16 protein-coding genes are annotated in these 21,087 nt (G+C 37.0%); 4 read left to right on the top strand and 12 right to left on the bottom strand.

Annotated features, from left to right (window positions below):
- Window positions 1-29 precede the first annotated feature (29 nt).
- From H8B04_RS14800 to H8B04_RS14790, 3 genes are all read right to left on the bottom strand, one after another.
- Window positions 30-2,492, bottom strand: coding sequence for a TonB-dependent receptor (locus H8B04_RS14800; protein ID WP_190302839.1), 2,463 nt, complete (start codon window positions 2,490-2,492; stop codon window positions 30-32).
- A 173-nt stretch (window positions 2,493-2,665) separates the two neighbouring features.
- Window positions 2,666-4,588, bottom strand: a complete 1,923-nt coding sequence (gene nagB, locus H8B04_RS14795; protein WP_190302838.1) for a glucosamine-6-phosphate deaminase — start codon at window positions 4,586-4,588, stop codon at window positions 2,666-2,668.
- A 125-nt stretch (window positions 4,589-4,713) separates the two neighbouring features.
- Window positions 4,714-5,874: a methionine aminotransferase gene (locus tag H8B04_RS14790; protein WP_190302837.1), complete on the bottom strand. Its 1,161-nt coding sequence runs from the start codon at window positions 5,872-5,874 to the stop codon at window positions 4,714-4,716.
- Window positions 5,875-5,939: 65 nt separating this feature from the next.
- Here H8B04_RS14790 and H8B04_RS14785 point away from each other — a divergent pair, with 65 nt between their 5' ends.
- Window positions 5,940-6,608: a TlpA family protein disulfide reductase gene (locus H8B04_RS14785; RefSeq protein ID WP_165291925.1), complete on the top strand. Its 669-nt coding sequence runs from the start codon at window positions 5,940-5,942 to the stop codon at window positions 6,606-6,608.
- 170 nt (window positions 6,609-6,778) lie between these two features.
- Here H8B04_RS14785 and H8B04_RS14780 read toward each other — a convergent pair whose 3' ends face one another.
- Window positions 6,779-7,549, bottom strand: a complete 771-nt coding sequence (locus H8B04_RS14780; protein WP_190302836.1) for a hypothetical protein — start codon at window positions 7,547-7,549, stop codon at window positions 6,779-6,781.
- Window positions 7,550-7,859: 310 nt separating this feature from the next.
- Window positions 7,860-9,245: a DNA repair protein RadA gene (radA, locus tag H8B04_RS14775; RefSeq protein ID WP_165291923.1), complete on the bottom strand. Its 1,386-nt coding sequence runs from the start codon at window positions 9,243-9,245 to the stop codon at window positions 7,860-7,862.
- A gap of 139 nt (window positions 9,246-9,384) precedes the next feature.
- Here radA and H8B04_RS14770 point away from each other — a divergent pair, with 139 nt between their 5' ends.
- Both H8B04_RS14770 and H8B04_RS14765 read left to right on the top strand, forming a co-directional pair.
- Window positions 9,385-11,235, top strand: coding sequence for a Xaa-Pro dipeptidyl-peptidase (locus tag H8B04_RS14770; protein WP_190302835.1), 1,851 nt, complete (start codon window positions 9,385-9,387; stop codon window positions 11,233-11,235).
- A 143-nt stretch (window positions 11,236-11,378) separates the two neighbouring features.
- Complete coding sequence (locus tag H8B04_RS14765; RefSeq protein ID WP_206366893.1) at window positions 11,379-11,879, top strand: ecotin; 501 nt, start codon at window positions 11,379-11,381, stop codon at window positions 11,877-11,879.
- A gap of 145 nt (window positions 11,880-12,024) precedes the next feature.
- On the opposite strand, the gene typA is transcribed toward H8B04_RS14765, so the two are convergent.
- The 3 genes from typA to H8B04_RS14750 form a co-directional block, all read right to left on the bottom strand.
- Window positions 12,025-13,830, bottom strand: a complete 1,806-nt coding sequence (typA, locus tag H8B04_RS14760) for a translational GTPase TypA (RefSeq protein ID WP_165291921.1) — start codon at window positions 13,828-13,830, stop codon at window positions 12,025-12,027.
- 167 nt (window positions 13,831-13,997) lie between these two features.
- Window positions 13,998-15,188: a glycine C-acetyltransferase gene (gene kbl, locus H8B04_RS14755; RefSeq protein WP_165291920.1), complete on the bottom strand. Its 1,191-nt coding sequence runs from the start codon at window positions 15,186-15,188 to the stop codon at window positions 13,998-14,000.
- A 144-nt stretch (window positions 15,189-15,332) separates the two neighbouring features.
- Window positions 15,333-15,764, bottom strand: a complete 432-nt coding sequence (locus H8B04_RS14750; RefSeq protein ID WP_165291919.1) for a DUF2147 domain-containing protein — start codon at window positions 15,762-15,764, stop codon at window positions 15,333-15,335.
- Between the two features lie 160 nt (window positions 15,765-15,924).
- Here H8B04_RS14750 and H8B04_RS14745 point away from each other — a divergent pair, with 160 nt between their 5' ends.
- Entirely contained in the window at window positions 15,925-16,272 is a 348-nt protein-coding gene (locus H8B04_RS14745; RefSeq protein ID WP_165291918.1) for a phage holin family protein, read from the top strand.
- A gap of 59 nt (window positions 16,273-16,331) precedes the next feature.
- Here the strand turns inward: H8B04_RS14745 and H8B04_RS14740 are convergent, their stop codons facing one another.
- From H8B04_RS14740 to H8B04_RS14725, 4 genes are read right to left on the bottom strand one after another with little or no spacing between them, the layout of a single operon-like run.
- Window positions 16,332-17,744 carry an aldehyde dehydrogenase family protein gene (locus tag H8B04_RS14740; protein WP_165291917.1) on the bottom strand — a complete coding sequence of 471 codons (1,413 nt, stop codon included), beginning with the start codon at window positions 17,742-17,744 and terminating at the stop codon, window positions 16,332-16,334.
- Window positions 17,745-17,754: 10 nt separating this feature from the next.
- Complete coding sequence (locus H8B04_RS14735) at window positions 17,755-18,501, bottom strand: cysteate racemase (RefSeq protein WP_165291916.1); 747 nt, start codon at window positions 18,499-18,501, stop codon at window positions 17,755-17,757.
- Between the two features lie 6 nt (window positions 18,502-18,507).
- Complete coding sequence (locus H8B04_RS14730; protein ID WP_190302834.1) at window positions 18,508-19,617, bottom strand: serine hydrolase domain-containing protein; 1,110 nt, start codon at window positions 19,615-19,617, stop codon at window positions 18,508-18,510.
- Complete coding sequence (locus H8B04_RS14725) at window positions 19,586-20,773, bottom strand: DmpA family aminopeptidase (protein ID WP_190302833.1); 1,188 nt, start codon at window positions 20,771-20,773, stop codon at window positions 19,586-19,588. Before H8B04_RS14725 ends, H8B04_RS14730 begins: the two co-directional genes overlap by 32 nt.
- Between the last annotated feature and the right edge of the window lie 314 nt (window positions 20,774-21,087).

The raw sequence follows: 21,087 nt of genomic DNA, 5'->3' as shown, positions 1-21,087 counted from the left end.
GAAAGGCTTTGTTCGTTTAATAAGGTGTTTTAAAATTTATACGATAATGTCGTTGTGAAGTTGCGTGGAGGAATTGGGTTTACTGAATAATTTTCGTGAATGTAATAACTCAATTCATCTGTAATATTAGCCATTTTGGCTAAAATGCTGAATCTTTTTGCTGTATATCCTACGGATAAATCGAACGTAGTAAATGGATCTACTGCTATTAAACGATTTACACCATCTCGAACATTGATTTTCGAGTTATTCCAACCTGCATTGCGCTTACCTGTATAAAATGCAGAAGCCCCGAATTTCAAACCTTTTAAAGAGCCATTTTGCAAGGTATAGAATAGCGTTGCATTACCTGTATGCGCGGTAGTTCCTACTAAACGGACGCCTTCTTCACTTCCCGAAGTTTCCGCATCTTGACCTTGCGCATTTTTGTATTTGTAGATGTCTAAAGTTTCAGTGTATCGCATGAAATTATATGCATACCCAGCAAGGATGTTTAATCCCGGAAGAATATTACCATTTAAATCCAATTCTATTCCTTCGGACGCAGTTTTTCCAGTAAATTCTTTCATATTGGTGTCACCATTTGCAGCTCCATCAGCTGTAACTAGTGCCATCTGCGTGAATTTATTATTGTTAATTCGGTAAGCTGTTAAGTTGGCTGAAAATCTTCCGTCAAAGAAATCATTTTTGATTCCCGCTTCATAGTGATCCACCAACGAAGGTGTCAACGGTTGATAATTTATATCATAACCAGAGTTTGAAATAAAGTTATTGGCATAGCTTAAATATATCGTAGAAGTAGTAATGGGTTGATAAATCAACGCGAATTTTGGAGACCATGCTTTGTCTACTTTTGCTCCTACTTCGTTTCCTTTCGCATCTTTATTGATTACAGTTTCAGTAACTCCTGTGTTATAGGTGAATTTTCCCGAATAAGGTGTTCTTTGGTAAGTATAGCGGATACCAGCAAGTACTTTGAATTTTTCTGTTAAGGAAATTAAATCCTGCGCAAAAGCACCATATCTGTATACATCTGTTTTTGTCCACGTATTTTTTGCAAACTCGGGAATATCTAATCTATTTTGTACTGGATTAAATACATTGATCTGATCATAAGCTGTCGAAGGCGTACTTGGTTTTGTAGGATCCGCAAATATATTATAAGCATAAGCTTTAGTCGCGGATTGATCTGCATCTCCACCAAATAGTAGTTGGTGTTTTACACCTCCTGTATTAAGATTTCCTGTTAAGTTTACTTGTTGGTTCTTGGTAAATTCTTCGGTAGCACTTCGGCTTAAAGCTCTAGAAGCTAATCCTTGTGCATTAGCCTGTAATCTGTCAGATCCATAATAATCGCGGTTGTAATTCTGAAGACCTGCGACTAAACTGATTTTCCAATCTTCATTAAAATTGTGGTCAAAAGATACATTTCCATTAGTAGAATTTGTATTATTAAAAGCCCCATTTACATTTAGGAATGTTCCTCTACCAACTTCATTATTGATTTTTCCTTCTACGGATCCAATACCAAAATCTGGAGTAAAGCTCGATCTCAAATAATCAAAATTGAAAGTAAGTTCTGAATTGTCCGAAATCTTATACAATACAGAAGGATTTACATATACTCTTTCTGTTTTTACTATATCTCTATAGCTGTCGGCAGATTGTCCTGTTCCTATAAAACGGAAAGCAACTTTATTTGACAGAGGACCATAAACATCTAAGGTAGGTTTGTAGCTGTCCCAAGAGCCATAACGGAAAGATACTTCACCTCCTGATTCAAATTTTGGTTTTTTAGTTACTAAATTCACTACGGCACCACCTGTTACCCCTCCGTACAATAATGCAGCAGAACCTTTTAATATTTCTACCGATTCTAAAGTGCTAGCTTCCATACGTCCACCATTATTTGTGCGCACGCCATTTTTGAAGATGTTATTGGAGCCTAAACTATAGCCACGAGCAAAGAAGTTTTCATTTACACCACCACGATCAGCACCTAATGCGATACCATTTGCATTTTTTAGCGCATCACCTAATGTATTTATCTGTTGATCGGCGATTACTTGGCTATTGATGATTTGTACAGATTGAGGTAAGTCTTTGTTGTCAATTCCAGATTTGGCTACTCCCACTTTTTTATTATTAATGGAATTATAGCCTATAATATCTACCTGATCTATTTCTTGATCTGCTTTTTGAAGAATGATATTATCTAATTCCGTTATTTTTCCTTCTGGATTTACTTGTAGCGTTTCTCTGCGATAGCCTATGCCGGATATGGAGATTTCAAAAGCACCATTTTGTGGAATATACAATTGGTAATACCCTTTATTATCCGATTGCGTTTGCTTATTACCACTTTTAATGGTAATATTTGAGAGTTCTTTTCCTTGACTATCTGTTAATTTTCCTTTTACAGTTGTTTGTCCATACGCCACTGATCCTACAGTCATAGAAGTTAACAACGCATAAAATATTTTTGATTTCATAATTTTATTTAAACTAATTCTAAATTGTGATCAAAAGTAAGGCAGAGGATGAGAGAATAAAATAAACATTCGGATAAAAAGCTTAACAATCCGAAATTTTTTAATTCGTCAGATTGAATATCAATAAAAAAGCCGCTCTTTGTGGAGCGGCTCTCTATAATATGCAAATTGTATTAATCAAATTTCCATTTAACAAAAGCTTCAATAGCTTCGTAATCAGCAAGACCTAACTTGCGGTACAAGCCTGCTGTATATGTAGTTCTATCTTCAGCTCTTACCCAGAACTCACGTGGATCATCACCTGGGAATACAGGAAGATCTTTTTGAGATTGGTGTTTGAAGATTGCCAAACGTTTACGTTTTACTTCTTGTGGTGAAAGTGGCACAGCCATTTCGATTTCGTGCATTGGGAATTCGTACCAAGCACCACGGTACAACCATAACCAACAATCTTTAGCCCACTCTTCAGTAGCACGCAATCTTGTCAATGCTTCTAAGATAATATCGAAACAAACCTTGTGTGTTCCGTGTGGATCGTGGAAGTCACCAGCAGCAAATACCTGATGCGGTTTTACTTGACGCAACAATTCCATTGTTTGTTGGATATCATCTTCAAAAGATACATCTTTCGAGAATTTTTGACGATCGTAGAAAGGAAGATCTTGGAAGTGAATATTTTCGTCAGGTAAACCTACGAAACGCGCTCCCGCGATAGCTTCACCTTTACGGATATACGCTTTCACTTTGCGGATGATCTCAGGATCGATTTCCTTAGGTTGTTTTTTAGCAAAGTAAGCATTAGACTCATTGTATAAGTTTTCTAACTTAGCAGCGTCATCACCTAACTCTTTAGTAATATCCGTTGCGAATTCTAAGAATCTTCTAGCGTCATCATCCCATACCGCATTATTACCAGAAGTTTGGTAAGCTACGTGTACATTGTGACCTTGATCCGCCAAACGGATGAAAGTACCACCCATAGAAATTACGTCATCATCAGGGTGTGGTGAGAACAAAATCGCATTTTTACGAGCTGGTTCAGCACGCTCAGGACGATTTGAATCATCTACGCCTGGTTTACCACCTGGCCAACCTGTGATCGTACGTTGTAATTCGTTGAAGATTTTGATGTTGATATTGTAAGCAGGACCTTTCGTTGTCGAAAGACTCGCCATGCCATTATTGTTGTAATCGTCGTCAGTTAATTTTAAAATTGCTTTGTTCAATTTCAATGACAACCATACTACTGCTTTTTTGATTAAGCTATCTGTCCATTCTACGTCATGAGCTAACCAAGGTGTGTCAAAACGAGTCAATAAACATGCAGCGCCTTCGTCTAAGATAAACTCAACGTGATCTGATAATTGTAGGAAAGTAGCAGGAATATCTGAAGAAATTTCACCTTCTACAGCTTTCTTAACGATCTCCGCTTTTTTCTCATTCCAAGCCATTAAGATGATCTCTCTAGCTTTGAAGATCGTACCCACACCCATTGTGATTGCTTTGGTAGGTACATTTTCTTTACCTCCAAAATCATGAGAGGCATCACGACGTGTCAAATCATCTAAAGTAACAAGACGTGTACCTGAGTTTGGAGCTGATCCTGGCTCATTGAAACCAATGTGACCTGTACGACCGATACCCAAAATCTGAATATCTAAACCGCCTAAGTTAGAAATCTTCTGCTCGTAAGCTTCACAGAAAGCTTGCACTTGGTCTTCTGCTAGTGTTCCATCAGGAATATTGATGTTTTCACGAGGAATATCTACGTGATCAAACAAGTTTTTATTCATGAAAGTAACATAGCTTTGCACTGCAGTAGGCTGCATTGGATAGTATTCGTCCAAATTGAATGTTACTACATTTTTGAAGCTTAAACCTTCTTCTTTGTGAAGACGTACTAATTCTTTGTACACTTTGATTGGAGTAGCACCTGTCGCTAAACCTAATACAGCTGTTTCGCCATTAGCTTGCTTCTCTTTGATGATAGAAGCAATACGATTTGCAACTTGAATCGAAGCAACGTCTTGATTTGGGTATACCGTTACAGGTACTTTCTCAAAACGTGTTTCCTCTAATAAATTTAATCTTGCCATTTATGAGGTATATATATGATAAATCGTGAATTGCAAATTTAACAATAAAATGCCCTTGTTAATAAATAAAAAACCAAATAGTTGTTATTTAATAAAAAATATATAAAGTCAAACCATTGCGGAAATTACATTTGTTGTAAATTTTGTAACGCTTTTCGGATGGTTTCTTCTTTTTTCGCAAAACAAATACGCAATAGATTCTGGTTCAATCCACTGGTATAAAAAGCGGATATCGGAATGGTCGCCACTTTCTTTTCCTGAGTTAATTTTTCAGCATACGCTAATTCCTCTGAATGTGTAATGTTGCTATAATCTACTAATAAGAAATACGTTCCTTCGCAAGGTAATATTTGGAGTGGTGTGGATTTTATACCCTCAATGAGATAATCTCTTTTTTGTTGAAAAAGCGGTGCCAAGGAATCATAATAGCTTATATCACTAAGATAATCAGCAATAGCAAATTGAATAGGTGTATTCACCGAGAAGACATTGAATTGATGTATTTTCCGAAATTCAGCAGTCAACATGGGATTAGTTACGACATAGCCTAACTTCCAGCCTGTAGCATGCAATACTTTTCCAAAGGAAGCAACAACAAATGATTTCTGTCTAAGAATGTCAGATTCTAAAACTGATATATGCTTTTTCCCATCAAAAACCAAATGCTCATACACCTCATCACTCAACACATAAATACCTGTTTCTTCGACAATTTTTTCGAGAGCGAGAATGTCTTGTTGGGATAATATTCTTCCTGTTGGATTATTCGGGTTATTGATAATAATAAGTTTTGTTCTATCAGTGATTTTAGAACGTACTACATTCCAATCAATAGCAAAATCTGACGCTAATAGTTCTATTGGAACGACTTTACCCCCAAAAGATTGTACACTTGGGCTGTAGGAATCATACGCTGGCTCAAAAGTTATAACCTCATCACCTGGATGAATCAAGGCTGCAATGGTGGAATACAATCCTTCAGTCCCGCCTGCAGTAATCGTTATTTCCTCATTCTGGTCGACATGAAGATTATAATACTGTTTATATTTATCTGCAATAACTTTTCTAAGCTCAATCGTTCCCTGCATGGGCGCATATTGATTAAACCCTTTTTGCATATAATGAGTCACAAGGGAGATAAGTTTTGGATCAATGTCGAAATCGGGGAATCCCTGCGATAAGTTTATTGCTTGTTGCTGTTGCGCCAACAAGGACATTCTTGAAAAAATACTTATAGCAGAGTTCGGAAGCTTAGATTTGAATGGGCTTAGATAACTTTGTGTCATTTTTATGTTTATTACTATACTAAAGTAGTAGATTGTTTTATATTTGAATAATAAATATCTATAGAATGAAAAAAATACTTTTTGCTATTGCATTTATATTGCCATTCTTTGTTTTTGCACAGACAAAAGAAGAGAAGATTAAACAGATTTTGGCAAATCCAAAAGATCCAGCGACATTGCAAATAATACAACGTTTGGAAACCTATAATCCAGATTATAAAGAAATGCGTACATATTTCAAAAAACTGGACAAATCTGTTCGCAAATCTACGCAAGGCAAGATATTTGACCGGTATCTAAAAGCATTGGAAAATTCATCTGTCGGAAAAAAAGCTCCTGGCATTACACAATTTGATGTAGCAGGTGAACCCTATTCTTTGCAAGATCTAAAAGGAAAATATGTTCTTGTTGACTTTTGGGCGTCCTGGTGTCCTCCATGTCGTGAAGAGAATCCAAAATTGGTAGCTATCTATCAAGATTTCAAAGATAAGAATTTTGAAATCTTAGGTGTTTCTTTTGATAAAGATATGAATGCGTGGAAAAAAGCCATTGCAGATGATAAATTGACATGGAAACATATTTCGGATTTGCAACATTGGAATAATGGTGCTGCAGGAGTTTACGGTATTAAAGCTATTCCACAAAATGTTCTTGTAAATCCTGAAGGAATTATCGTAGCGCGTAACCTGCACGGTGATGATTTAAGAAAAAAATTGGAAGAGATGTTGAAGTAAGACAAGCACTATTTAGTAGTGAAAAAGGCTTTGCTAGCGTTGTCTAGCAAAGCCTTTTTATGTGATAGTAAAATGACCTCTCTTAAAAGTGCCTTAAACTTGGCTAAATATTTTTGATTTTTACTTTTTAGGGAGTTGTGCAAAAGTTACCGATGTTGGTTGTAGTAATATTATTTAGTATTTAAATCAGATAATTCTAATTGGTTTTTAGAGTCGATATTAGCTAAAAGTGAAATATATTTTAATTGAATTCCACCATTTTTAGCATCGCTGGCCATCTTTAATATTTTTGTTTCTAAATTTTCAATATTAGATAGTAATGGTTTTGGATGTATTATTATTTGTCCATCAGCATCTTTAAGCATTTTTTTAGTTACACTCTTTGTGAAATCATCAGAATTTAGGTTACTTAATAACTTATGTAGCATTTTTTGTAACGTTGATGAAACAAAAATTCTACTGGTTATTGCAATTTTACTTTCAATACTATAAGCTTCAATTAATCCAGGTCCTATAATATTAAATTTTTCATCCCAATATATTTCATTTACAGTTATAGCACCACGAATAGTAAACCCAGCCTCAATTGAATCTTGCCAAATTGTTTTGAGACCTTCTAAAATTGAAGAAAAACCATTTACAAAATCTAAATATCTAATTTGATTAGCAGTTTTTTCTAAACCAAAAAGTAAAATAAATGAATCTGATATTGTAATAACTTTTACTCCGCCCTCTATTAGTTTTTTCTTAGTTTCTTGAACTAAAAGAGAGCTTAATGGATTGTCAGTAACTTTTTCGATGTTATTTCTTATTCCTAATAGCTTATTAACAGGGTCATTAATTTCTTTATTCCAGTTTGATTTAACCAGATTAGAAAAGCCTAATATATCAATAAAAGCTATAATTGCTGGACCTCGGAAATTATCGTGTTTACCTTTCATTCTTATTTATTTCACCTAACATTTAAATATACGAACCTATTTTAAAGTTGCTAGTTCAATATATTGATATACTGATATATATACCGAGTTGTTTGAAAAGGAAGGTGTGTTAGGAAAACTGTATCTGCGAATTAGCTATACAGCAATAGATTTTTTCGTCATTTCGACGAGTGAGGAGGAGAAATCTAAAATTATTATTGATTCACATTAAGGATTTAGATTTCTCTCTTTGTTCAAAATGACGGTTAATCTTAAACATTAATATTACTTCGTTCCTCGCAATGAAGGTTATTTTAAGAGGTCTTGCAACCTACCCAAATAATGCCCTAAAAATATCTTCTAATTTTGCTACAGGTCGAATAGCAATATTGTATTTCTTTGCGTCAAGTCCTTTGGTATTATGCTTTGGAATAAAAATTCCTTCAAAACCTAATTTTTCTGCTTCAGCAATACGTTGTTCGATTCGATTGACAGCACGTATTTCTCCGGATAAACCTACCTCTCCGGCAAAGGTAACGTTAGTGGGTAAAGCAATATCTTGTTGGGAGGATATAATTGCTGCGATTACAGCCAAATCAATTGCAGGATCTTCTACACGTAAACCTCCTGTAATGTTCAAAAACACATCTTGTGCGCTCAGACGAAAACCAAAACGTTTTTCTAATACAGCTAGGAGCATATTCAATCTTTTGGTGTCAAATCCCGTAGAACTACGCTGTGGCGTACCAAAGGCAGAATTTCCGACCAAAGCCTGTACTTCTATCATCAATGGACGAATGCCTTCAAGCATCGTAGCAATTGCTACACCGCTAGTTGGTTCGTCGCGTTGAGAAATCATGATTTCGGAAGGATTGGACACCTCACGCAATCCCGAACCTTGCATTTCATAGATTCCTAATTCGGATGACGAGCCAAAACGATTTTTAACCGCACGTAAGATGCGGTACACGTGGTGACGATCACCTTCAAATTGCAATACGGTATCGACCATATGTTCCAATACTTTTGGCCCAGCGATAGAACCATCTTTTGTGATGTGCCCTACAATAAATACAGGAACATTGCTCTCTTTTGCATAGCGTAATAATTCCGCAGTACATTCACGCACTTGCGAAACAGACCCTGGCGCAGATTCAATTTGTTGCGAATGTAGCGTCTGAATGGAATCAATAACGACCAAATTCGGTTCAACGGCTTCGGCTTGTTTAAAAATATTTTGTGTGGAAGTTTCTGTTAAGATATAGCAGTTAGCTTTCGAGTGTTGTGAAAGACGTTCTGCTCGCATCTTAATTTGTTGCTCGCTCTCTTCTCCAGAAATATACAGAACTTTGATTTGAGGAATAGAAAGTGCTAATTGCAACATCAAAGTGGATTTACCAATACCAGGTTCACCGCCAATTAATACCAACGATCCAGGAACAATTCCTCCACCCAGGACGCGGTTAAATTCGCGATCTGGAGTGACAATGCGTTGTTCTTCCGTATAAACTATCTCGTGGATTATTGCCGCTTTATTTTGTCTTTTTGGTGCTCCAATGCTTGTTGTGCTGCGCCATTCGGGCACCCGGGAAGATGCTGGAGCAACAACTTCTTCTACAAACGTATTCCATTGTTTGCAGGATGGACATTGACCAAGCCACTTTGGAGACTCATATCCGCAAGATTGACATAAATATGCTGATTTTGATTTTGCCATTAAGCGAAATTACTAAAAATAAGATGGAAAATTATTTTAGAAATTCATTGTAGCAAACAATAAATTTCCTTTACTTAGGTGAGAAATTTTCCAATTAACCCTGTTGGAAAATGAGATACATAGTAATAAACCATATCCTATGATACGATTACATACCAAATCAATCTACTTATTTTTACTGCTAACAGTTCATACCCTAGCATCTCTAGCACAAACAAAACAAGATTCCACGAGCGCAGCTCCTTTTTTCAAGGATGGTCAAGCGCAAATTGTTGAAGCTTTTAAAGATCCTGCTAAATGGATACGTCATGATTTGTGGGTCGAAACTTCTTTTGATACAGATGGGGATGGAAAACTTGACCGCATGCATGTAAGTGTTACGCGTCCTTATCAAACTGAACACGGAGAATTAAAGCTTCCGGTAATCTACGAAACTAGTCCTTATTATGCGGGAGTTGCTGGTGATTTACAAGGTGTCATGTGGGATGTAAAACATGAGCTCGGAGCAACACCTAAACCCCGGACACATCCAAATGTGGTTCGCACAGGTAAAAGACCAATAATTTCAAATTCATTAATCAGACAATGGGTTCCGCGCGGCTTCATCGTGGTACATTCTTCTTCCCCAGGTACAGGATTGTCTCAAGGTTCTCCCACCGTAGGAGGAATTAATGAATCTTTAGCTCCCAAAGCTGTCATCGAATGGCTGGCAGGAAAAGATAATGGTTATACCACTCCTGATGGTGAGGAAAAGGTAAAAGCTTTTTGGAGTACCGGCAATGTAGGGATGACGGGAACTTCGTACAATGGTACCTTACCGATAGCTGCAGCAACGACTGGTGTCGATGCTCTAAAGGCAATAATTCCTGTAGCGCCTAATACCTCATATTATCATTATTACCGTTCTAATGGTCTAGTGCGCAGTCCTGGGGGCTATTTAGGTGAAGATGTAGATGTACTTTTCGATTTCATCCATAGTGGCACAGAAGATAAGAGAGCCTATAACAATAAGACTTATCGCGATGGCGAAATTTTAAATGGTATAGATCGACAAAGCGGAGATTATAATGCGTTCTGGGCGGGTCGTGACTATTTGAATGCGATGAAAAACTTTAAGGCTGCTTTATTAATGGCTCATGGTTTTAATGATTGGAACGTAATGCCAGAGCATAGTTATCGTATCTACAATGCGGCTAGAGCAAAAGGATTACCCGTACAAATTTATTATCACCAGGCTGGACATGGTGGAGAACCTCCTCATGAAATGATGAACAAGTGGTTCACACGTTTTCTTTTCAATATTGAAAATGGGGTAGAGAAAGATCCCAAATCTTGGATTGTAAGAGAAAATGATAAACAAAATAATCCTACGCCTTATGCCGATTATCCGAATCCTGCAGCGACAGATGTTAAATTATATTTAGGCAAAGGAGGTAATTCCGCTGGTACACTTCAATTAGTAAAATCAGCATCTAAAATTAAAGAGGTATTGGTCGACGATGTTGCTTTTTCGGGAAAAGACTTGGCATCGGCAAAACAGTCAGATAATCGATTGTTGTATGTGAGCCCCGTGTTAAAACAAGACCTGCATATTTCTGGTATAGCGAATATTTCTGTCAAGCTCGCAGTAAACAAGCCTGCGGCGAACTTTTCTGTGTGGTTGGTGGCGCTGCCTTGGTCAGAAGATAAAAAAGCCAAAATAACTGATAATATTATTACACGTGGTTGGGCAGATCCGCAGAATTATAATTCAATTACTAAGGGTGTTCCTTTAAAACCTGGTAAATTCTATGACTTAAAATTTGATTTACAGCCGGATGATCAAGTTATACCCGCTGGTAAACAAATAGGATTAATGCTTTTCTCCAGTGATAAAGAATTTACTTTATGGCCTCAAGCTGGAACAGAAATTATAGTTGATTTAAATGGTACAAGTCTTACCTTGCCTATCGTTGGAGGTAAGGAATCTTTCGTGAAAGCTACGGAATAAGTTGTTTTTTACTTAGAAAAGAAGCGTTAACAATATCAAGTTAACGCTTCTTTTGTTAAATAGTGTTAATAACAACTAATTTTAAGATTTGAATGTAGCTGTTTGTACGCAACTATCGTCTTATATAAAAAATAGTATATATTATGATAAAAAGTAAAATGAAAGTTTTGGGGTTTATTCTCGCATTTGTTTCATTGTCTATTCAAGCAATAGCTCAGCAAATAATTACAAAACAGGATTTATCTATATTTCCAAAGCCAGAGCCTGGGTATAAAAAAGTAGTAATTGAAGTTCCACATTCGGATAAAGACGACCAGAAGAAAATCGAATTTTCAGTGGGTAAGTGGATGGAAGTGGATGGCTGTAATTATTTCAATTTACAAGGCACGTTAGAAACAAAAGATTTGCTAGGTTGGGGTTACAACTATTATGTGTTTAAAACCAATGGTCAAGTGACTTCTACTATGATGGGTTGTCCGGATGCAGCAAAGAGAAATCTTTTTGTAACGGCTCAGCCAGAAATGGTTCGTTATAATGGTAAGTTGCCAATTGTAATTTATGTGCCTGAAGAATATCAAGTAAAATTCAAAATATTCAAAGCTGAAGAGGAAACTTATTGGGCTGCAGAAGAAAGAATTAAATAAGGTGGCAATACGTCATATCGACCATAGGGAGATATCTATACCTCAGCCGTGAGACTTCTACTATGGTCGAAGTGACGATAGTTATGTAAAAGCGAAAGCCTCGAATCATTGATTCGAGGCTTTCGCTTTTATTTTGACACCAATATTATTGATATTTTTTAGCATTTACTTTACGCTCATTCTCTGTTAAGTGAATTTTACGTAAACGCATAGATTGAGGAGTAACCTCGATATATTCGTCAGCTTGGATGTATTCCATACATTCTTCTAAAGAGAATTTGATAGCAGGAGCGATACGTGTATTATCATCAGAACCTGAAGCACGCATGTTTGTTAATTGCTTACCTTTAGTAACGTTGATAGTTAAATCGTTGTCACGGATGTGTTCACCTAAGATTTGTCCTTCATAAACTTCTACACCTGGATCAACGAAGAAGCGACCACGATCTTGTAATTTATCAATAGAGTAAGCTGTTGTAGAACCAGTATCTAATGAAATCAATACACCTGCTAAACGTCCAGGGATAGTACCTTTCCAAGGCTCGTAACCTTTCAAACGGTGTGCCATTACAGCTTCACCAGCAGTAGCAGTCAATACGTTGTTACGTAAACCGATGATACCGCGTGAAGGGATAGAGAACTCTAAGTGTTGCATATCACCTTTAGCTTCCATAATCAACAACTCACCTTTACGTTGAGTTACTAATTCGATTACTTTACCAGATACATCTGAAGGAACATCAACTACTAATTCCTCGATAGGCTCACATTTCACACCATCGATTTCTTTAATGATTACTTGTGGTTGACCTACTTGCAATTCGTAACCTTCACGACGCATTGTTTCGATCAATACAGACAAGTGAAGGATACCACGACCATAAACTAACCAAGCATCAGGAGATTCTGTAGGCACTACACGTAATGCTAAGTTTTTCTCTAATTCTTTTTGTAGACGGTCATAAATATTACGAGATGTTACCAGTTTACCTTCTCTACCGAAGAAAGGAGAGTTGTTGATCGTGAACAACATGTTCATTGTTGGCTCATCGATGCTGATAACTTCTAATTGTTCTGGATTTTCAAAATCTGCAATAGTATCACCGATATCAAAACCTTCGATACCTACTACAGCACAGATATCACCTGCATGTACTTCGGATACTTTGATACGACCAAGACCTTCGAATACTTGTAATTCTTTAACACGAGATTTAACAATTTTACCATCACGTTTCATTAAAGAAACAGGTTGGTTTTCTTTGATAGTTCCACGTGCTACACGACCGATAGCGATACGACCTACGAAAGTAGAGTAGTCTAATGAAGTAACTTGCATTTGCAAAGTACCTTCAGACACTTTCGGAGCGGGGATGTGCTCGAGAATCGCTTCTAATAAATCTGTGAAGTCAGTCGTTGGTTTTTTCCAATCTGTAGACATCCATCCTTGTTTAGATGAACCGTACAATACTGGGAAGTCTAACTGCTCTTCTGTTGCGCCTAAGTTGAAGAATAAGTCGAATACATTTTCGTATACTTCTTCTGGGCGACAGTTTTCTTTATCTACTTTGTTTACTACTACGATAGGTTTGATACCCAATCCTAAAGCTTTACCTGTTACGAAACGTGTTTGAGGCATTGGACCTTCGAAAGCATCTACCAAAAGAACAACCCCGTCAGCCATTTTCAATACACGCTCTACCTCACCCCCGAAATCGGCGTGACCAGGAGTGTCGATGATATTGATTTTAACGTCTTTGTATTTAACGGAAACGTTTTTTGATACGATTGTAATACCACGCTCACGCTCCAAATCATTGTTGTCCAGGATTAATTCACCTGCATTTTCATTTTCTCTGAATTGGTTTGTGAAGTATAAGATTTTGTCCACTAAGGTAGTTTTACCGTGGTCAACGTGTGCGATAATCGCGATATTTCTGATATTTTGCATTGAGCGATAATGTATTATAAAAAATTTGAGGTGCAAAGATAATTATTTTGCACCTCAAATTTTAGAATTTTAACTATTATTTTTTCATCTTTTTAAATTCATTTTCAAACAGTTAAGCTAAAAATGTATAAAATAATAGTCTTATTTGATTTAAATGAAGATTATTCTTATTTAATCACGCCTAATTCTTTACCCACTTTTGTGAAGGCGGAAATAGCCTTATCCAAGTGCTCTGTATCATGACCAGCAGAGATTTGTACACGAATACGTGCTTTTCCTTGTGGAACCACAGGGTAATAGAAACCAATTACATAGATTCCTTCTTCGAGCATCTTCGCTGCGAACTCTTGTGCTAACTTAGCATCGTACAACATTACAGGAACGATAGGGTGGAAACCAGGTTTGATGTCAAAACCTGCTTCCGTCATTTTTTCACGGAAATATTTTGTATTTGCTTCTAATTTATCTCGCAATTCTGTTGTTTCGCTCAACATATCTAATACCGCTACTGAAGCACCGGCAATTGCAGGAGCTAAAGTATTGGAGAATAAATATGGACGAGATCGTTGACGCAACATATCGATTATTTCTTTCTTACCAGAAGTGAAACCTCCAGAAGCGCCTCCTAAAGCTTTACCCAATGTACCTGTGATGATATCCACACGGTCAATTACATTGAATAATTCGTGTGTACCACGACCAGTTTTTCCGATAAAACCTGAACAGTGCGATTCGTCAATCATCACTAGAGCTTCATATTTGTCTGCTAAGTCACATATTTTGTCCAAAGGAGCTACCGAGCCGTCCATAGAGAAGGCGCCGTCAGTCACGATGATACGATGTCTAGCGCCAGCTGCAGCTTTCAATTGTGCTTCTAAATCTTCCATATCGCAGTTTTTGTAACGGAAGCGTTGAGCCTTACACAAACGAACGCCATCGATGATAGAGGCGTGGTTTAATTCGTCAGAGATAATTGCATCTTCAGCACTTAATAATGGCTCAAAAACACCTCCATTAGCATCAAATGCTGCTGCATATAAAATGGTATCTTCTGTACCTAAGAATTTAGATATTTTAGCTTCTAACTCTTTGTGAATATCTTGTGTACCACAGATAAAACGTACGGAAGACATACCATATCCGTGCGAATCAATGGCTTTTTTAGCGGCTTCAATTACTTTTGGATGGGAGGATAGGCCCAAATAGTTGTTTGCACAAAAATTAATTACTTCCTGACCAGTACTAACTTTGATATCAGCACCTTGTGGGGTCGTAATAATGCGTTCTTCTTTATATAAACCTGCTTCTTTGATAGCGGCCAACTCTTTTTCTAGTGCCGGCTTTAATGTTTTATACATAGTATATGAAATTAAGTATGAACTACTAATACAAATATAGTATTATTCCTAACTTGAATTTTGTGAAATCGTTTGTGTGATTTTCAATAAAGAAGGCGACAATAAATTTTGTCGCCTTCACCCTATAATGAGTAGTGTTTTATTCTATTTGCTCAATGTCCAGGTTTGGGTTCTTCCTATTAATGAGAAACCTATATAACCGCGTACATTTAATTTTTCTCCATTTCGTGTAATGGTACATTTATACGTTTTTCCCGTTTTTGGATCTGTGATAGTGCCTCCTGTAAATTCATTCCCCTCTTTTTTAAGATCTCTAATGATTTCCAATCCAAGTAAGGGTTTATTTTTACGGTCGTCTTTACAGTTAACACAATTGTCGTTTTCTGGCTTTTGGAGCAATTTGAGGATTTTTCCGTAATATTTGCCATCGCTCTTCTTGAAGATTTCTACGATGGATTTTGCCTGTCCTGTTTCATCATCTATAGTAGTCCATTTGCCTACTATATCAGAAGTGGATTGCGCATGTGCTGCGATTGTTAACACCAAAACAAAGCAAGTGATGATAAACTTTTTCATAATGTTGGATTATATTTCAATTAAAGATAATAAATAATAATTATGCCAGCATAGTATTTTTGTAAAATCTTTATTATGCAGGGAAGAAGTGAAGCCTGTATTGGCATCACTTTTGACATGAAAATAATGGTATTTGATGTTTTTTAATTAATTTGGTGTTATGAGATTTATTATTTCTTTAATCTTAACGGGCGTTGTTGTAGCGGTAGCTACCTATTTTGTTCCGGGTGCGCAAGTTGCAGGATTTGGCTGGGCTATCATAACTGGTCTTGTCATCGGTTTGGTGAATGCTATCATTGGTGGATTATTACGTTTGTTCACATTTCCGTTGAATTGGTTGACTTTTGGGTTAATCTCTTTTATTATTACCGTATTGATGGTAATGTTAAGTGATTCACTTTTGGGAGCTAAATTTGATGTAGGGGGATTCTGGAATGCAACACTCTTTGCGATTATCGTAGCGGTATTGGAAATGATAATTGGTAAAGTGAGAGGCGACGATAAATAGAAATAACTATAAAACTACATTATATTCGTTATCCCCAAGCAGAAATGTTCGGGGATTTTTTATGTAAATAATTTTTTCATCCAACTTAGCATCTTGCGAGTTTTATTCGTGTAAGGATACCAAAAAAACTTACTCATTGGAAAGTAGTTCGCTTGTAAGGTTGCTCTTTCGTGCGAAAAGGACTTAAATCCATAATGCCCTAAGGATTGTCCAATTCCAGAATTGTTCACACCACCGAAAGGAAGATTAGGATGGATAATATGGATCATGGCATCATTGATCGTAGTTCCTCCAGCTGTGGTGTGATTTAAGATATGATTTATGTATTTTTTATCCTGACTAAAAATGTATAATGACAAAGGCTTTTCCTTTTCATTTACAATCTTTAACGCTTCATCTAGATTAGAATAATAATAAACGGGTAAAATGGGGCCGAATATTTCTTCTTGCATCAGCTTCGAATCCAAAGGAAAGTTTTTGACTACAGAAGGATGAATAAATAAGGAAGCTTTGTCGTGATATCCTTTTACAATCCATTCGGCAGGTGTGTGATCTAATTCTGCTAAATATCCCGATAATCTTTCAAATTGCTTTTCGTTGATGATCCGTGCTAAATCTTCGCTGTATTTGGGTTTTTTACCAAAAGCCGATTTAATCTGTGCTTGGATAGCTAAATCAAATTCTTTTTCAATGGATTTGTCAACCAAAAGGTAATCTGGTGCAATACAAGTCTGACCCATATTGACAAATTTTGCCCAGATGATGTTTCGAACTACTTCAGCTATATTGATGTTTTTGTCAATGAATACAGGGCTTTTTCCTCCCAATTCTAAAGTAACATCTGTAAGATTATTGGCCGCGGCAGACATAACTATTTTTCCGACAGCGGGAGAGCCTGTGAAATGAATATGATCAAATTTCAACGATAATAAAAAGGTTGTCTCGTCCACCGCGCCCTCCACTACTGCGACATGGTTTTCATCAAATACTTCAGCGATTATTTCCTTTAAGATTTGATTAATTTGCGGCGTGAATTCCGAAAGCTTCAGGATAACGGTATTTCCTGCGGCAACGCTGGCTACTAGATGTACGATAGGAAGTTGAAATGGATAATTCCAAGGTGTAATAATTAGCGTATTACCTTTTGGCTCGTAAATCAGCTTTGCAGATGTCGTAGCAAAAAGTAATGAAGAACGCACAGACTTAGGCTTAACCCATTTTTTGAGCTTTTTGATGAATAGATTGATCTCTAATATACTAGCAAGGATTTCCGTGGTTTCTGTTTCGATGGGGTTTTTACGAAAATCCTTGTAGATAGCTTCTTTTATTCGTTGCTCATTCTGGAGGATAGTTTCTTTTAATTTCTTAAGCCAATTAATGCGTGTGGAAGCCGTAGTTTTTCGGATTTCTATTTTATTAGAAACTTGTGCTTGGTAAATCTTAAGTAAGTAATCAAAGTTTCTATCCTGCATATGTTTTGTTTTAAAGAGGTTTTAATTTTTCAGGAGCTACCTTTTCTATTAAAGCTCGCGCTAATACTCGATTCGGATCAACCGTAGGAAGACCAAAATAAGAATTTTCTGTCAAAGCTAAAGGTAATTCTGTACAAGCTAAAACAATGATTTGAGCACCTTGGTTCTTCAATTCGGATAAAACATTTTTTAAATCTGCTTTTGCTTTCTCAGTCACAGGAGAAGAAAAAGCTTTGATACCATATTCTTCGCTGTATATCGCTTGATGAACCATATGCTGTAAATCGTCTTGTGGAGCAATACTTTCTATTCCATATTTAGCTAATATATCAGTATATAATCCTGTGTCTCGTGTGCCTGTTGTACTGAGCACGCCGACTTTTTGATTTGGATAATGCGTATGAATAAACTTAGCCGTTTCTTCTACTAAATGAAGAAGTTGAATTTTTAAAGCATCTTTAACTAGCGCTTCACTTATTTGGTCGAATATAGACGGAGCGTGCGCTGTATTACATGGAATTGCAGCTACCTCCGCTCCTGATTTTTCTAACTCTTGAATGATGTTAAAAAGGGCGTGAGCTGGATTTTCATCCGAATTTCCCAGTAAAAAAGCTGTTCGGTCAGCGATGCGATTTGGTTGTGATGAAAGCACCACAGGAATGTGTTCCTGATCTTTAATCGCGATTGTTTCTTCAATGATTTTTTTAAATATATCAAGTCCAGCTAATGGACCAACTCCTCCTACAATTCCTATCATAATCTATTAATCTAATTCTCCTTCACGCCAATCGTAAGCCCAAAAGGTTTGCTTGTTGTCTAAAAATAGCTGCATCAATTTCTTCATAGCGGGGAAACCTTCGTCCGTATTCATAAAGGCTACTAACGTTTCTTTGGTTTTTGGGTAAGTGATAAAGAAGCAGCGAAAACCTGGATTAGATCCTGTATGCCAATAGGCGGTTCCATTTTCATTGAGCTGCATACGGATTCCTAAAGCACAAGGAACAAATTTGTCTGTGGGATCAGCATCTTTACTTTTTTTAGCTTCTGCAGCTTTGGTAAGCATTAATTGATGTGTAGATTTTTTTAACCCCTCTCCTTCTATAATAGCTTTTTGGATGAATTTCGTATAATCTTCCGCTGTGGTATATAAAGTATATGCTGCGTTGGTTTTTGCGTATTTTCCCAATCTTCTTGGTTTTTCCAGAGAATAATGTCCGTATGCTGCATTTACTTCTAAGGAGTCATTCCATACGATGTTACTGTAGGAAAGGCCCAATGGCTGAAGAACTTCTTCTTCCACAAGCTTTTGAAAGGACTTTTTAGTAATGTGTTCTAACGTTTCTTGCAGAAAATAGAATCCCTCACCCGAATACATGTAATCTGTTCCTGGTTCAAACTGTAAAGTCAACGGGGTCGCACGCCATGAAGCCGAAGGAACATCACCTTGCCAATTTAATAGCCCCGTCCGATGTGTCAAGACCATGCGGGCAGTAATTTTATCCCCGCCAGCTGTATTTGACAGTCTGTCGTATTTGTAATAACTTGTTAGGGGCTTATCTAATTCAATAAGACCTTTGTCCATCAAACGAAAGAAAGCATAAGTAGCGACTACTTTAGTCAATGAAGCCGCTTGGAATCTGGTATTTTTATTTACTAGATCATTACTCTCAAATTTCTTTTCGCCCAAAACATACGACTGTTTTTTATTTCCTTTGGTATAAGCTACCTGCATTCCGGGAATGCCCACTTCTTTCGCTATTTTTTGAAGTTCTTTCTCTATGTTTTGTGCATAGACAAGGTTGCTAAAGAGAAGAATGAATATAGAAAAAGGCGCTATAAACTTATTTAGTGGTTGCTTTAGGCAATTTGTCATGGTTTAAGGCATTGTATTTTTTCAATATTTCCAACGTTTTATTAATCGGCAGGGCCTTCACTGTACGGTTGCTGATGCCGGTCATATCTTCTGCCATAAACATAGAGTTGATGATGGCTTCTTCCGTCGCTTCCCATACCGCCATAAATAGAGCCGAAAGTTCATCGTTGTGAATATCTTTTACGTCTAGTTCAATTTGATTTTTGTTGTTGTAAGGTACACGACAGGCAGGATTTGTCGAGAACGCAATGGAATAATCACCCGATCCGTTTGACGAGAATCCACCTACATTTCCGAAGGAGATATACGAGCGCTTAGCCAAACGTTCTAAATTGCGTGATGATAACGGCGCATCTGTGGCAATAACAATCATACAAGATCCGTCCGCTTTGTAAGGTTCTTTTTTCTCCATCATGTAGAAATTTTGCAATTCTCTTCCGACGGGAGCGCCGTTGATTTGCAATACACCACCGAAATTCGATTGTACCAGCACACCGATTGTGTACCCACCTTTGGATGCAGGAAGTTTGCGAGAAGCTGTACCAATCCCGCCTTTAAAACCTAAAGTTTCGGTGCCTACACCCGCACCAACATTTCCTTCGGCGACAGGACCTGATTTTGCTTGAGTTAGACTTTGTAAAACATGTTCTGCGTGTACATGGCGACCACGAATATCATTAAGTCCACCATCGTTGGTTTCACCGATGACAGAATTTACGGAACGTACATTTTCGTTGCCTGGCAATTTAATCATGTAATCGATTAAGGCATCAGCAACTTTAGGGGCATTAAGCGTATTGGTCAATAGGATAGGGGTTTCAATATTTCCCAACTCTTGGATTTGGGAAATACCCATCATCTTTCCGAATCCATTTCCTACATAGACTGCTGCAGCAACTTTATCCTGAAAAATATTTCCTTCATGGGGTAATATCGCTGTGACTCCTGTACGAACATTTTGACCGGAAATTACGGAAGTATGCCCCACTTTTACACCCGGAACATCCGTGATAGCATTCCATTTACCCGTAGGCAAAATACCAATGGTCACCCCTAATTCGCGAGCGCGACTTCTTTTTTCTTGTGCAAATATTTTTGATTCTAAAATTGTGCTACAGCCAATAGCTAGGCATATAGCATAGGTAAGTATTTTCATAGGTTGTGATAAAACGCTTGAAAATACTAAAAGAACTTAAGAAGGGGAAGATATATTTTAAAAGAATTGTGAAACCTCAGTGTTGGAGAAGAGGGTTTAAAACAACACACCTAGCTTAAACGAGATCAAATATTTTTGATTTTTAACTTTTAGAAGTAGTTGTGCAATAGTTACCGATGTTGTGTGGGAGGGTGTAAATTAAACTGTGTCATTAAATAAATACTTATTTTTAGACACAGTATAATGAACAACGAGAAATTTGATTTTGAGCGCTTCAAAGAAGAAGCTATGAAAGGCCTTTACGAAGGCAAAAA

This window comes from Sphingobacterium litopenaei, assembly GCF_014692495.1.
GTDB classification, from domain to species: Bacteria; Bacteroidota; Bacteroidia; order Sphingobacteriales; family Sphingobacteriaceae; genus Sphingobacterium; species Sphingobacterium litopenaei.
Note: the sequence above shows the minus strand (reverse complement) of the source record. Positions and strands in the feature narration are given on the sequence as shown.